The sequence below is a fragment of the Kribbella solani genome (assembly GCF_014205295.1).
Lineage (GTDB): Bacteria > Actinomycetota > Actinomycetes > Propionibacteriales > Kribbellaceae > Kribbella > Kribbella solani.
The window spans coordinates 2,259,416-2,272,805 of the sequence record NZ_JACHNF010000001.1 but is presented as its reverse complement, the minus strand read 5'-3'; the positions used below and the strand labels follow the sequence as shown (position 1 = coordinate 2,272,805).

Annotated in this window: 14 protein-coding genes; 10 read left to right on the top strand and 4 right to left on the bottom strand. The window is 69.6% G+C overall.

Annotated elements, in window-relative coordinates:
* Positions 1 to 17: 17 nt before the first annotated feature.
* Together HDA44_RS10185 and HDA44_RS10180 are read right to left on the bottom strand one after the other, a co-directional pair.
* Entirely contained in the window at positions 18 to 2,129 is a 2,112-nt protein-coding gene (locus tag HDA44_RS10185; protein ID WP_184833237.1) for a 3-hydroxyacyl-CoA dehydrogenase NAD-binding domain-containing protein, read from the bottom strand.
* 67 nt (positions 2,130 to 2,196) lie between these two features.
* Positions 2,197 to 3,393 carry an acetyl-CoA C-acyltransferase gene (locus tag HDA44_RS10180; protein ID WP_184833235.1) on the bottom strand — a complete coding sequence of 399 codons (1,197 nt, stop codon included), beginning with the start codon at positions 3,391 to 3,393 and terminating at the stop codon, positions 2,197 to 2,199.
* A gap of 170 nt (positions 3,394 to 3,563) precedes the next feature.
* Here HDA44_RS10180 and HDA44_RS10175 point away from each other — a divergent pair, with 170 nt between their 5' ends.
* The 5 genes from HDA44_RS10175 (at position 3,564) to HDA44_RS10155 (ending at position 7,312) form a co-directional block, all read left to right on the top strand.
* On the top strand, positions 3,564 to 4,232 hold the full coding sequence (locus tag HDA44_RS10175; RefSeq protein ID WP_184833233.1) for a hypothetical protein: 669 nt from the start codon (positions 3,564 to 3,566) through the stop codon (positions 4,230 to 4,232).
* Positions 4,229 to 4,906 (top strand): dienelactone hydrolase family protein, encoded by a 678-nt coding sequence (locus tag HDA44_RS10170; RefSeq protein WP_184833231.1) that lies wholly within the window; start codon positions 4,229 to 4,231, stop codon positions 4,904 to 4,906. Before HDA44_RS10175 ends, HDA44_RS10170 begins: the two co-directional genes overlap by 4 nt.
* Positions 4,907 to 4,908: 2 nt before the next feature.
* Complete coding sequence (locus HDA44_RS10165; protein WP_184833229.1) at positions 4,909 to 5,400, top strand: glutathione peroxidase; 492 nt, start codon at positions 4,909 to 4,911, stop codon at positions 5,398 to 5,400.
* A gap of 107 nt (positions 5,401 to 5,507) precedes the next feature.
* Positions 5,508 to 6,098: a winged helix-turn-helix domain-containing protein gene (locus HDA44_RS10160; protein WP_184833227.1), complete on the top strand. Its 591-nt coding sequence runs from the start codon at positions 5,508 to 5,510 to the stop codon at positions 6,096 to 6,098.
* Positions 6,095 to 7,312 carry an MFS transporter gene (locus HDA44_RS10155; protein WP_184833225.1) on the top strand — a complete coding sequence of 406 codons (1,218 nt, stop codon included), beginning with the start codon at positions 6,095 to 6,097 and terminating at the stop codon, positions 7,310 to 7,312. Before HDA44_RS10160 ends, HDA44_RS10155 begins: the two co-directional genes overlap by 4 nt.
* On the opposite strand, the gene HDA44_RS10150 is transcribed toward HDA44_RS10155, so the two are convergent.
* Both HDA44_RS10150 and HDA44_RS10145 read right to left on the bottom strand, forming a co-directional pair.
* Complete coding sequence (locus HDA44_RS10150; RefSeq protein ID WP_184833223.1) at positions 7,309 to 8,580, bottom strand: HRDC domain-containing protein; 1,272 nt, start codon at positions 8,578 to 8,580, stop codon at positions 7,309 to 7,311. The two genes, HDA44_RS10155 and HDA44_RS10150, sit on opposite strands and share 4 nt — an antisense overlap.
* A complete protein-coding gene (locus HDA44_RS10145; RefSeq protein WP_184833221.1) occupies positions 8,577 to 9,179 on the bottom strand; it encodes a DUF3000 domain-containing protein in 603 nt (200 codons plus the stop codon). The genes HDA44_RS10150 and HDA44_RS10145 overlap by 4 nt, the downstream gene beginning before the upstream one ends.
* 105 nt (positions 9,180 to 9,284) lie before the next feature.
* Here HDA44_RS10145 and hemE point away from each other — a divergent pair, with 105 nt between their 5' ends.
* Genes hemE through HDA44_RS10120 form a run of 5 tightly spaced genes read left to right on the top strand, consistent with a single transcriptional unit; the run spans position 9,285 to position 13,318 of the window.
* A complete protein-coding gene (gene hemE / locus HDA44_RS10140) occupies positions 9,285 to 10,337 on the top strand; it encodes a uroporphyrinogen decarboxylase (protein ID WP_184833219.1) in 1,053 nt (350 codons plus the stop codon).
* A complete protein-coding gene (locus tag HDA44_RS10135) occupies positions 10,334 to 10,843 on the top strand; it encodes a GNAT family N-acetyltransferase (RefSeq protein WP_337905807.1) in 510 nt (169 codons plus the stop codon). The genes hemE and HDA44_RS10135 overlap by 4 nt, the downstream gene beginning before the upstream one ends.
* Positions 10,840 to 12,249 (top strand): protoporphyrinogen oxidase, encoded by a 1,410-nt coding sequence (gene hemG / locus HDA44_RS10130; RefSeq protein WP_184833217.1) that lies wholly within the window; start codon positions 10,840 to 10,842, stop codon positions 12,247 to 12,249. The genes HDA44_RS10135 and hemG overlap by 4 nt, the downstream gene beginning before the upstream one ends.
* On the top strand, positions 12,246 to 12,941 hold the full coding sequence (hemQ, locus tag HDA44_RS10125; protein ID WP_337905806.1) for a hydrogen peroxide-dependent heme synthase: 696 nt from the start codon (positions 12,246 to 12,248) through the stop codon (positions 12,939 to 12,941). Before hemG ends, hemQ begins: the two co-directional genes overlap by 4 nt.
* A complete protein-coding gene (locus HDA44_RS10120) occupies positions 12,941 to 13,318 on the top strand; it encodes a VOC family protein (RefSeq protein ID WP_184833215.1) in 378 nt (125 codons plus the stop codon). Before hemQ ends, HDA44_RS10120 begins: the two co-directional genes overlap by 1 nt.
* Positions 13,319 to 13,390 lie beyond the last annotated feature (72 nt).

Here is a 13,390-nt window from a genome sequence, read left to right as displayed (position 1 = left end):
ACCGCCCCCCAGCGGTATTAGGGGAGGGTGGCTACGCCCTTGGGGAGGAAGCGGGTGCCGTTGGTCTTCTCGGCCAGGCCGGTGCGGTCCAGGTACGGGGTGATGCCGCCCAGGTGGAAGGGCCAGCCGGCGCCGAGGAGCAGGCAGAGGTCGATGTCCTGGGGTTCGGCGACGACGCCTTCCGCGAGCATGATGTGGATTTCCTCGGCCAGGGCGGTGAGCACCCGGGTACGGAGGTCCTCGGGGGTGGAGGGGGTGTCGCCGACCGTTACCAGCGCCTCGACCTCGGGGTCGACGACCGGCTTGCCGTCGGGCCAGAGGTAGAAGGAAGTCTTGCCTGCGGCAACTACCTTCGCCAGGTTCGGGGAGACCGCGAAACGGTCGGGGTACGCGCGGTTCATGGTTTCCGCGACGTGCAGCGCGACCGGAAGGCCGACCAGCTGGAGGAGTACGAACGGCGGCATCGGGAGACCGAGCGCCGACAGGGCCTTGTCGGCAGCCGGGATCGGCGTACCTTCGTCCACCGCCGCGCTGACCTCACCGAGGAAGCGCGTCAGCAGCCGGTTCACCACGAACGCCGGCGCGTCCTTCACCAGTACGCACGACTTCTTCAGCGTCTTTCCGACCGCGAAGGCGGTCGCCAGCGTCGCGTCGTCCGTACGGTCCGCGCGGATGATCTCCAGCAACGGCAGCACCGCGACCGGATTGAAGAAGTGGAACCCGACGACCCGCTCCGGGTGCTCCAGGTCCGCGGCCATCTCGGTCACCGACAACGACGACGTGTTGGTCGCCAGGACGGCGTCCGGCCGGATGATCTTCTCCAGATCGGCGAAGATCGTCTTCTTCAGCTGCAGTTCCTCGAACACCGCCTCGATCACGAAGTCGGCGTCCGCGAACGCGCCCTTGTCGACCGACCCGGTCACGAGTGCCTTCAGCTGGTTCGCCTTGTCCGGGCGCAGCCGGCCCTTGCCGAGCAGCTTGTCGATTTCACCGTGCACGTACCCGACCCCGCGGTCGACCCGCTCCTGATCAAGATCCGTCAGTACGACCGGTACCTCGAGCCGCCGCGCGAACAGCAGCGCCAACTGCCCGGCCATCAGTCCGGCACCGACTACGCCGACCTTCGTCACGGGCCGCGCCAGCGACTTGTCCGGCGCACCGGCCGGCCGCTTGGCCCGCTTGTTCACCAGGTCGAACGCGTACAGGCCGCTGCGCAGTTCCTCGCTCATGATCAGGTCGGCGAGCGCGTCGTCCTCGGCCGCGAACCCGCGGTCCCGGTCGTTGTCCTTCGCCGCCGCGATCAGTTCCAGCGCCCGGTACGGGGCCGGTGCCGCGCCACTCACCTTCAGATCGGCGAACGCCTTACCCCGCGCGACGGCCGCGTCCCACGCCTCGCCGCGATCGATCTCAGGGCGCTCGACCACGACCGCGCCGGTCAGTACCTTCGATGCCCAGAGCAACGACTGCTCCAGGAAGTCGGCCGAGTCGAGCAGTACGTCGCCGATGCCGAGCTGCACCGCGTCCGGTCCGCTGAGCATCTTGTTCTGGTTCAGGGCGTTCTCGACCACGACCTTCACGGCGTTGCCGGCGCCGATCAGGTTCGGCAGCAGGAAGTTGCCGCCCCAGCCCGGGATCAGTCCGAGGAAGACCTCCGGCGTCGACAGCATGCCCGCGGCAACCGAGACGGTCCGGTAGGAAGCATGCAGCGCGACCTCCAGTCCGCCGCCGAGCGCCACCCCGTTCACGAACGCGAACGACGGCTTGCCGCCGTCCACCAGCTTCCGCAGTACGCCGTGCCCGATCTTGCCGAGCGCCAGCGCCTGCTCCCGATCGGTCAGTTTCGGTACGCCGGTCAGGTCCGCGCCCGCGGCCAGGATGAACGGCTTGCCGGTGATGCCGATGGCAACGATCTCGTCGCGGGCCAGCGCGGCGTCCAGTGCCGTGTTCAGCGAGCCGAGACCCTTCGGCCCGAACGTGTTCGGTTTGGTGTGGTCGTGCCCGTTGTCCAGCGTGATCAGCGCCATCACTCCCGCCTTGCCAGGCAGCACGATGTCCCGCGAGTGAGCAACGGTGACGATCTCATCGGTCGACAGCTCAGCAGCGCTGTCGATCAGTTCCTTCAAACTCACTTGATCTCTCCGCTTCGCTCCGAGCTCAAGTGAGCTTGGTGACTGCTGTACAAATGGTTCGCTGCGCTCACGCGGCACCTTCCCAGTTCGGGTTTTCCCAGATGACGGTTCCGCCCATGCCGAGGCCGACGCACATGGTGGTCAGGCCGTACCGCACCTCGGGCCGCTGCTCGAACTGCTTGGCCAGCTGGTTCATCAGCCGCACCCCCGACGACGCCAGCGGATGCCCGTACGCGATCGCGCCCCCGTACGGATTCACCCGCGGATCGTCGTCCGCGATCCCGTAGTGCTCCAGGAACGCCAGCACCTGCACGGCGAACGCCTCGTTCACCTCGAACGCCTGGATGTCGTCGATCGTCAGCCCGGCCAGCTTCAGTGCCTTCTCGGTCGCCGGAATCGGTCCGACGCCCATCACCTCCGGCTCCACCCCGGCGAACCCGTACGACACCAGCTTCATCTTCGGTGTCAGCCCGAGCTCTGCCGCGGCCTCGGCCGAGGTGAGTACGCACGCGGTCGCGCCGTCGTTGATACCCGCCGAGTTGCCCGCGGTGACCCGGCCGTGCGGGCGGAACGGCGTCTTCAAACCAGCCAGGTCCTCGACCGTCGTGCCCGGCCGCATCGGCTCATCGGTGTTCGCGTACCCCCAGCCCTGCTCGGCCGACCGGGTCGCGACCGGTACCAGGTCCGGCTGGATCAGGTCGTTCGCGTACGCCTTGGCCGCCTTCTCCTGGGATGCCGCCGCGTACGCGTCGGCGCGCTGCTTGGTGATCCCCGGGAACCGGTCGTGCAGGTTCTCCGCGGTCGAACCCATCACCAGCGCGGACGTGTCGACCAGCTTCTCGGCGATGATCCGCGGGTTCGGGTCGACGCCCTCGCCCATCGGGTGCCGGCCCATGTGTTCGACCCCGCCGGCCACTACCACGTCGTACGCGCCGAACGCGATCCCGGCGGCGGTGGTGGTGACGGCGGTCATCGCACCGGCGCACATCCGGTCGATCGCGTACCCGGGGGTGGTCTGTGGCAGCCCGGCCAGCAGGGCGGCGGTGCGGCCGATGGTGAGGCCCTGGTCGCCGATCTGGGTGGTGGCCGCGATCGCGACCTCGTCCACGCGCTCCGGGGGGAGACCCGGGTTGCGCCGCAGCAGCTCCCGGATGCACTTGATCACCAGGTCGTCGGCGCGGGTCTCGGCGTACTGGCCCTTGGCCTTGCCGAACGGGGTGCGCACGCCGTCGACGAAGACGACGTCGCGGATCTCACGGGGCACAGCGGCCCTCCTCTGTGGGGTTCGGGAAATCTAGCTAGATGCTACCCGTCGGTAACAGTACTCCAAAGCACCCCCGCCTGTGTGGGAGCTCACAGCAGGATCCGGCTACCCGTAGCGTCCGGCCGCGATTCGGCGCATGCTGGTATTCACCGCGCTACAGGAGTTGTTCCATGAACAATGTCGATCTGTCCGTGCCGGTTCTGAGCCGGGGGAAGCACCGCAGTCCACGCAAGGGCGCCTGCTTCATGGAGTTCGCGTCGTACCTGGCCGGTGAGCCGTGGTCGGACCACCCAGCCTGTACTCATCCACTGCTCGCGGGCGTCGCGCGCGACGTCAACGACTGCACGACCGACGCCGGCCGGTCCCGGCTCGCGCCGCTGATCCCGTCGGTGATCGGGCTGACCCCGGACGACCCGCACGTCGTACCCCGGGTGACCGCGCGCACGATCCGGCACGCGTTGCCGATCGTGTCGCAGGAGCGCCAGTACATCCTGGCCGTCGCGCTGCTGGTGGGGGAGAAGCAGCTCGCGCTGGTGGAGGGCCGCCCGCTGCACGACATCCAGCCGGAGTCGCTGGCCGCGCTCGAGTCGGTGCCCGCGGCGACCAAGTGGGCGCGTTCGTTCACCCACCGGGCCCGTCGTACCACGCCTGATTTCGCCCGCCGGACCGCGCCCCGAGCGGTGTCGTGTGCCGTCGAGGGCATTTCGCAGGCGTGCGTACCGAACCCGGACGAACGGCTGTACCAGTTGCTGGTCGACGCGATCGAGGAAACGAAGGCCTGGATGCCGGCACCCGCGCCGCGAACGGTCACCACCGAGGCCGTACGCTTCACGGTGTGACTGCCCAGAAGCAACGGGAGATCGACACCGGCACGGGTCTGATACCAGTCCACGAGTGGGGAACCGCCGGCAGTAGCGCGCCGGGAATCCTGCTACTGCAGGAGATCTTCGGCGTCTCCGGCTACATCAAGCAGCGCGCGGCGGACCTGCACGCGCTCGGGTACTACGTGATCGCCCCGGAGATCTACTGGCGGCTCGACGACACCGAGCTCGACGAGTCCTCGCCCGAGCTGCTGCCGCGCGCGATGGATACCGTCAACCGGCTCGACTGGGATCAGGCCGTGCGTGATTCGGTCGCCTCGCTGGAGTACTTGCGGGCGCGCGACCGGTCCACCGGCGTGGTCGGGTTCTGCTTCGGTGGCGGGCTCGGGTACAACGTGGCCGCCGTGTCGTCGCCTGATGTACTGGTCAGCTACTACGGTTCCGCGCTGCCGCGATTGCTCGAGCTGCGACCGCGTACGACCAGCCTGCACCACTTCGGCAACGCCGACGCGTACCTGGACGTCGACGCGATCGTGCCGGCCCTGAACGGCGCCGAGGTGCACCGGTACGACGGCGCGGGGCACGCGTTCGACAACCCGTTGCCGATGTTCCATCACCCGGCGGCGTCGGCGCTGGCCTGGCGCCGTACCGAGGACTTTCTCGCCCGTCATCTCCCTATCTCCGAAGGATGAGCATGAGCCTGTACGACATTCCGTTGACCACCTTGTCCGGTGCCGCCACGTCGCTGGGGGAGTACAAGGGCAAGGCGGTCCTGGTGGTGAACGTGGCGTCGAAGTGTGGGCTGACGCCGCAGTACGAAGGTCTGGAGAAGCTGCAGCAGAAGTACGGGTCCCGCGGCTTCACGGTCCTCGGCGCGCCGTGCAACCAGTTCGGCGGCCAGGAGCCAGGTTCGGCCGAGGAGATCGAGACGTTCTGCTCGACCACGTACGGCGTCACCTTCCCGATGCTGGACAAGCTGGAGGTCAACGGCGACGCCCGCCACCCGCTGTACGCCGAACTGACCCTGACCCCCGACGCCGAAGGCGAATCCGGCGACATCCAGTGGAACTTCGAAAAGTTCCTGATCACCCCCGAAGGCACCGTCGCCGCCCGCTTCCGCCCCCGCACCGAGCCGGAGTCGACCGAGATCACCACCGCGATCGAAGCCCAGCTCCCGACCAGCTGAGCCCGTCAGCTCCAGGATCCCCGCCACGTCCATCGTGGCGGGGATCTTCATTTGTACGCCTGCCGCGATGCATTGCAACAGCTCTTTCGAAAGGGTAGTTTCGATGCATGCCGGAACCGCATCGGAGTTTGAGTGACCCGCGCGAGCTGAATGCCCTGGCGCATCCCGTCCGGATGGCGATCGTCGAGATCCTGTCGATCGACGGACCGCTGACCGCGTCCGAGCTGGCCGAGCGGCTGGACGAGACGCCCGCCAACTGCTCGTGGCACCTGCGCAAGCTGGCGCAGCACGGGTTCGTCGTCGAGGCCGAGGGTGGGAAGGGGCGGCAGCGGCCGTGGCAGGTGCCCGGGCTGGGGTTTCGCTGGGACGAGGAGCACGCGGCGGCCTCCCTTGAAGAGCGGCGAGCGGCGCAGGCCTTGTCCGAGGTGGTGATGAGCCGGGCGATCGACCGGCTGCGGGAGTCGCAGCAGCGTGCGCCGGAGGAGTCCGAGCAGTGGCGTGCGGCGCGGAGCAATGTCGAGATGGTCGCCTGGCTGACCGCTGACGAGCTCAAAGAGATGAACGACGCGATCAACACCGTCCTGGATCGGCACGTGCAGCGGCTCACCGATCCGGCGCAGCGGCCGGCGGGCGCCCGGCTGTGCGAGTTCGTCTCCTGGGGCGTACCCGTGTACTTTCCCGGGGTCGAGCCGGCATGAGGAAGTTGTTCGCGCAGCCGGGATTCCCGCTCCTCTTCGGCGGGCTGAGTACGTCGATGCTCGGCGACTCGGTGATGCTGCTCGTGCTGAGCATGTGGGTGAAGACCCTGACCGGGTCGAACGCGATGGCCGGCCTGACGTTCTTCTTCATGGTGCTGCCGGCGCTCGGTGCGCCGCTGCTCGGTCTCTGGGTGGACCGATTGCCGCGCAAGGCGATCCTGGTCTGGGGCAACTTCGCCAGCGCGGTGGCGGTGCTCCCGCTGGTGCTTGTCCGCGATGCCGGCGATGTCTGGCTGATCTGGGTCGTCGCGTTCCTGTACGGCGTCTCGTTCGTCGTACTGCCCGCGGCGGTGAACGGACTGCTCAAGGACTTGCTGCCGGACGAGCTGCTCGTCGACGCGAACTCCAGCCTGGCCACGATCAAGGAGGGGTACCGCCTGTTCGGCCCGCTGGTCGGTGCCGCGATCTTCGCGACGGCCGGTGGTTGGCTGGTGGCGGTGGTCGACGCGGCCACGTTCACCATCGCCGGACTGCTGATCGCGACCATCAAGGTGACCGAGGCGCCGGCCCCGGAGCGGCACAGCTTCCGCGATGAGGTCATGGGTGGCGTACGGTTCCTGGCCGGCGACCGAGTACTCCGGCACGTACTCACCGGGATGGCGATCTCGATCCTCGTCATCGGCTTCTTCGAGTCGTCGATCTACGCGCTGATGGATGCCTTCGGCAAGCCGCCGACGTTCTCCGGCGTCTTCGTGACCTGTCAGGGCGTCGGCGCGATCGCCGGCGGGCTGACGGCCGGGCCCGCGGTCCGGCGCTTCGGTGCGATCGTCGTCTGTGCGGCCGGCCTGACCGCCCTGGCCGCCTCGACCGTCGTGTGTATCGTCGCGCCGACGATGACCGTCGTACTGGTCGGCGCGGCCATCTGCGGGGTCGGGTTGCCGTGGACGTTCGTGTCCTTCACGACGCTGATGCAGCGACGATCACCACGGCACCTGATCGGCCGGGTGTCGACCGCGGTCGATGTGCTCGTGTCCACCCCACAAGCCATCTCGCTGGCGCTCGGCAGTCTGCTCGTCGGTCTGCTCAGCTACCGGCAGATCTTCGCGATCATCGCGACGGTCATCCTGCTCGGCGTACTCCAGATCGTCCTGACCCTTCGTACCCAGATCCGCGCGGACCTGACGACCGGCGATCAGCAGGCGGAGGTGGTCTAGTCGAGGGGTGCGGCTTCGGAGGTCATGGCGGCGGTGAGGACCTCGGCGGTGAGGCCGATTTGCCAAGGGCGGGCGTGGTGGTCGCGGAGGAAGGCCGTGATCACCTCGAGGTTCACCTCTTCGGGAGGTGACCAGGCGAGGCGGCGGATGGTGTCCGGGGCCAGCAGGTTCTCGGTGGGGAGGCGGTGCGCCTCGGCGATCTCGGCGACGGCGGCGCGGGCGGCCGACAGGCGGGCGGCGGCGTCCGGGTCGCGGTCGGCCCAGGCGCGAGCCGGCGGCGGGCCGTCGTACCTCGGGCCTTGTTTGGGGAGTTGCGATTCGGGCAGCCGGCGCGCGTGGTCGACGGCCTCCCACCAGGTACGCATGTGGCGGTGCGCGCCCCGGCCTTTGAACGCGGTCAGGCGCTGCAGAGTGTCCCGGTCGACCGGCATCGCGGACGCGGCCTCGACGATGGCGGCGTCCGGGAGAATCCGGCCGGGGGAGATGTCAGCGGATTCGGCGATCTGGTCCCGGGCCTCCCAGAGCGCGCGGACGACGGCCAGGCTGCGGCGGTTGCGGACCCGGTGCATCCCGGACGTACGCCGCCACGGATCGGGTTTCGGTTCTCGCGGTGGCGCGTCCAGGATCGAGGTGAACTCCTGTTCGGCCCACTCCCATTTGCCTTCGCGGCGCAGCTCCTGCTCGATCGCGTTCCGCAGCTCGATCAGCATCTCGACGTCGAGCGCCGCGTACACCAGCCAGGGGGCCGGCAGCGGTCGCGACGACCAGTCGGCGGCGGAGTGTTCCTTCCGCATCCGGTAGCCGAGGACCTCGCTGACCAGCGAGGCGAGCCCGACCTTCGGGTAGCCGAGCAGCCGCCCGGCGAGCTCGGTGTCGAACACCTTCCGCGGCACCATCCCGACCTCGGCCAGACAGGCCAGGTCCTGGTTGGCGGCGTGGATGATCCACTCGGTGTCGACGATGGCGTCACCCAGCGCGGACAGGTCCCCGAACGGGATCGGGTCGACCAGCGCGGAGCCCGAGCCCTCGCGGCGCAGCTGCACCAGGTACGCCCGGTGCGAGTAGCGGTAGCCGGAGGCGCGCTCGGCGTCGACGGCGACCGGGCCGCTGCCGGACCGGAACGCCTCGACCGTGTCTTCGAGCGCGGGATCGCTGTCGACGACCTCCGAGAGCCCGTCCCTGAGCTCCAGCAGGGGCAGGTTCGCGATCGGGTCGTCCGCCGCTGACGGCATGGCGGGCGTGGACGGTTGCGGGTCGGCTGAACTCATCGGCCCCGCTGTCCGCGCCGGGTCGGCATCGCGACCACCCCCGGCGGAACCGGCGGCAGCCCGGCCGCCGTGCAGAGCACCTCGCCCCAGGCCTCGGCGTGCCTGGTCACGTCGACCAGCCCACCGGCGCCGGGCACGGGACTCCAGGACGCGCGGATCTCGATCTCCGCGGTCGCGTCGTCGTCGGCCATCCCGCCGAAGCTCTCCGATACCACCCTGGTCACGGTACCGCTCGGTGCCAGGTAGTCGGCGCCGCGGTCGGCGAGCGCCTCCATCAGCCAGGTCCAGCCCACGCCGCCGAGCAGCGCGTCGGTCACCATCTCCGGTTCGACGGCGGCACGCACGTACGCGACACAGCGGAAGGTCGACTGCCAGGCGTCGTTCCCCGCGGGATCGTAGAGGACGACCAAGCGGCCGGTGGCGACATCGTCACCGTCGACCGTCACGTCCGCGCTGACCGCGGCCGCGTGCGGTGCTATCCGCTGCGGTGCGGGCATCTCCTCGACGAAAACCTCGGGCCGGAACCGGGCACCTCGTAACTGCGAGACTGCCTCGGCGAACTCCGCGGGTGGCGCGTCGACCTGCTTGCGGGCACCCATATCGGCAGCCTACGACTGATTACGCACCGACGCCTGCGACGACGCGCCGGTAACTGGGCGCGACCAGCCGTCCGGGCGCCGGGGACCGCGTGGGATCATCGCTGTGTGCCTTCGACGTTACCGCTCGCCGACCGTTCCGCCTACCTGCTGGCCGCCCGGGGTGAGCGGCCGCCGCACACGCCGGTGTGGTTCATGCGCCAGGCGGGCCGGGCGCTGCCCGAGTACCGGGCGGTACGGGAGGGGATCAGCATGCTCGAGTCGTGTCTGCGGCCGGAGCTCGTCGTCGAGATAACGCTGCAGCCGGTCCGCCGTTACGGCGTCGACGCGGCGATCTTCTACTCCGACATCGTGCTGCCGCTGAAGGCGGCCGGGTTCGACATCGAGATCAAGCCGGGCGTCGGCCCGGTGGTCGCGGACCCGATCCGGGACGCCGCCGGTGTCGCCACGGTCCGCCCGGTCACCCCGGCCGACGTGACGTTCACCACCGAGTCGGTGCAACAGCTCGTCACCGAGCTCGCGGGTACGCCGCTGATCGGTTTCGCGGGCGCCCCCTTCACGGTCGCGTCGTACTTGGTCGAGGGCGGGCCGAGCAAGGACTACGCGAAGACCAAGGCGATGATGCACGGCAACCCGGAGCTGTGGCACGCGCTGGCGGACCGGCTGGCCGACGTCGCGATCGCGTACCTGTCGGTGCAGGTCGAGGCGGGCGCGTCGGCGATCCAGCTGTTCGACTCGTGGGCCGGTGGGTTGTCACCGCGCGACTACGAACGCTTCGTGCTGCCGCACTCGGCGAAGGTCCTGGACGCGATGAAGGCGTACGACGTGCCGCGGGTGCACTTCGGCGTGAACACCGGCGAGTTGCTCGGCCTGATGAGCGCGGCCGGCGCTGATGTGGTCGGCGTCGACTGGCGCGTTCCGCTGGACGAGGCCGTCCGCCGGATCACCGCCGCCGGGGGCGCGCCGAAGCCGGTGCAGGGCAACCTCGACCCGGCGCTGCTGTTCGCGGGCTGGGACGCGATCGAGCCCGAGCTGGACCGCATCCTTGAGGAGGGCAAGGCGGCGCCCGGCCACATCTTCAACCTCGGCCACGGCGTCCCCCCGAACGCCGACCCGGACGTGCTGACCCGCGTGGTCAAGTACGTCCAGTCCAAGAAGTGATCCGGCTGCCGGATCACCCGGTCACCCTGGAACTGCTGACGGCGGAGCACGCCGAGGCGGTCCTTGCGTTCGAGCAGGAGAACCGGGCGTACTTCGCGTCCTGGATCACGGACCGTGGCGACGACTACTTCGCCACTTTCGCAACCCGGCACGCGGCCCTGCTCGCGGAGCAGGCGGCAGGCGTCTGCCGCTTCCACGTACTGGTGGATGACTCCGGCGCGGTGGCCGGCCGGGTGAACCTGGTCGATCTCGAGAACGGCGCGGCCGAGCTCGGGTACCGGATCGCGGAGAAGTGGACCGGCCAGGGGCTGGCGTCCGAAGCGGTCCGGGCGCTGATCGGAATCGCCGCGACCGAGTACGGGCTGACCGCGCTGTGGGCCGGTGCCTCGAATCACAACGCGGCCTCCCAGGCGGTCCTGACCAAGGCCGGGTTCCGGCCGGTCGCGTCCACCCACACCAGCCTCGGGCCGGGTACGAAGTACGAGCTGATCTTGGCGGACATGTGAGCCGGGTAGTGGTCGTCGGCGGCGGGATCAGCGGCCTGGCCGCCGCGCACGCACTGGCGACGGGACCGAATCCGCCGCGGATCACCGTGCTGGAAGGTTCACCGCGGCTCGGCGGGAAGCTGGCCGGTGGCGAGGTCGCGGGCGTACCGGTCGACCTGGGCGCCGAGTCGGTGCTGGCCCGGCGGCCCGAGGGGATCGAGCTGATCCGCGCGCTCGGGCTCGGCGACGAGGTCGTGCACCCGGCGACCACCTCGGCGGGCCTGTGGGTCGGCGACCGGATCCGCGCGATCCCGCCGACCGTGATGGGCGTACCCGTGGACCCCGCCGCGACCACCGACGTACTCGGGACGGATGCGGCGGAGCAGGTCGCGCACGAGGCCGAGCTGCCGGCGCCTGCGCTGACCGAGGATGTCGCGATCGGCCGGTTTGTCGCCGAGCGGATGGGCGCATCCGTGACCGACAAGCTGATCGACCCGCTGCTCGGCGGCGTGTACGCCGGCAAGGCCGAGGAGATCTCCCTCGCGGCCGCGGTGCCCGACCTGTACGCGAAATTGCGCACTGCGCCGAGCCTGCTCGCCGCCACCGCCGAGCTGCGTGAGCTGGGTCAGACACGCGCCGGTCAACCCGTGTTCGCGGGCGTGGTCGGCGGCGTGAATCGCATCATCAGTGCCCTGGAGCAGGACCTGACCGCCCGTGGTGTCGACATCCGCCGCAAGCTCGCGGTGCGCCGGATCACCAAGGACGCCGACGGCTACGTACTGGAGGCAGGTCCGGTGCCCGCGCCGACGTACCTGAACGCGGATGCGGTGATCGTCGCCGTGCCGGCGGCGCCCGCGGCGCGGATGCTGACGGACCTGGTGCCGGCCGCGTCGACCGAGCTGGCGACCATCGAGTACGCGAGTATGGCGATCGTCACGCTCGCGGTACGTAAGACCGACTGGCCGGACGGCGCGACCGGGTCCGGGTTCTTGGTGCCGTCCGTGGAAGGGCGCACGATCAAGGCGTCCACCTACTCGCACGCGAAGTGGGCATGGTCGGCCGAGGCCGGGGGAGACCTGGCCGTACTGCGTGCATCGGTCGGCCGGCTCGGTGAGGAGTACGTGCTGCAACGCTCCGACGAAGAGCTCGTCGCGCTCGCGGTGTCGGATCTGAAGCAGGCGATCGGGCTGGACACACCCGTGATCGGATCCCTGGTGACGCGCTGGGGCGGCGGCCTTCCGCAGTACGCGGTCGGGCATCTGGACCGGGTCGATCGGGTCGAGACCGCGGTTGCCGGCGTACCCGGCCTGGCGGTCTGCGGAGCGGCCTACCGTGGTGTCGGAATCGCCGCGTGTATCGCGTCCGGTGGTAAGGCGGCCACCCGGGTGCGGGCGCACCTGGAGGCATTGGAGACAATGAAGTCGTGACTGGTAAGCCGAAAGCACGTGAACTCAACAACGTCATCCGGTACACGCTGTGGTCGGTGTTCAAGGTCGAGACACCGCTCGGTGACGCCGACCGGGACGAACTGACCGCCGAGCTGAACGACCTGGTCGGGAAGCTCGCCGCCGAGGACGTGGTGATCCGCGGGATCTACGACGTGGAGGGGTTCCGCGCCGACGCCGACTTCATGATCTGGTGGCACGCGCCGACCTCGGACGCGCTCCAGCAGGCGTACCACCAGCTGCGCCGCTCGCGGCTCGGGCGGCACCTGGTTCCGGTCTGGTCGCAGTTCGCGCTGCACCGGCCGGCCGAGTTCAACAAGAGCCACATCCCGGCGTTCCTGGCCGACGAGGAGCCGCGGGCGTACGTCTGCGTGTACCCGTTCGTCCGCTCGTACGAGTGGTACCTGCTGCCGGACGAGGAGCGGCGGTTCATGCTGGCCGAGCACGGTCAGCAGGCCCGCGGCTACCCGGATGTCCGTGCGAACACGGTCGCGTCCTTCGCGCTCGGCGACTACGAGTGGATGCTCGCCTTCGAGGCCGACGAGCTGCACCGGATGGTCGACCTGATGCGTGACCTCCGGGCGTCGACGGCGCGCCGGCACGTCCGCGAGGAGACGCCGTTCTACACCGGCAAGCGCACCGGCGTCGCCGAACTGATCGCCAATCTCGTCTGATGACCCGCAAGGCGTTTCCGGTCCTGTACGTCAGCGACGTACGCCGGTCCGTCGAGTTCTACACGCTGCTCGGCTACCAGTCGACGTACCAGTTCCCGCTCGAGGGCGACCCGCACTACGTCGGGCTCGAGCGGGGCGACTCGTCGCTGGGCATCGCGGTCGCGGACTGGCCGGAGGCGCAACTCGGTATCACCGTCGGCACCGGCCCGCGGTTCGAGCTGTTCGTGTACGTCGATGACGTCGACGCCGAGGTGGAGCGCTTCCGCGCGGCCGGCCACCCGGTCCTGCAAGAGCCGGCCACGATGCCGTGGGGCGAACGCCAGGGCTACCTCGCCGACCCGGAAGGCAACCCGGTCGCCCTCGCCACCCCGGTCTGACCCCACCCCACCCCCGCATCTCCACCCTCCCCAAACCGGTTCGGGGAGGGGTGCCACTTGGACCGGGGAGTG

Bases quoted from the DNA above. Each gene is read 5' to 3' on its own strand.
- HDA44_RS10165 (WP_184833229.1), top strand. From the start codon at position 4,909: ATGAGCCTGTACGACATTCCGTTGACCACCTTGTCCGGTGCCGCCACG.
- HDA44_RS10160 (WP_184833227.1), top strand. From the start codon at position 5,508: ATGCCGGAACCGCATCGGAGTTTGAGTGACCCGCGCGAGCTGAATGCC.
- HDA44_RS10150 (WP_184833223.1), bottom strand. From the start codon at position 8,580: ATGAGTTCAGCCGACCCGCAACCGTCCACGCCCGCCATGCCGTCAGCG.
- HDA44_RS10120 (WP_184833215.1), top strand. From the start codon at position 12,941: ATGACCCGCAAGGCGTTTCCGGTCCTGTACGTCAGCGACGTACGCCGG.
- HDA44_RS10145 (WP_184833221.1), bottom strand. From the start codon at position 9,179: ATGGGTGCCCGCAAGCAGGTCGACGCGCCACCCGCGGAGTTCGCCGAG.
- HDA44_RS10175 (WP_184833233.1), top strand. From the start codon at position 3,564: ATGAACAATGTCGATCTGTCCGTGCCGGTTCTGAGCCGGGGGAAGCAC.
- HDA44_RS10155 (WP_184833225.1), top strand. From the start codon at position 6,095: ATGAGGAAGTTGTTCGCGCAGCCGGGATTCCCGCTCCTCTTCGGCGGG.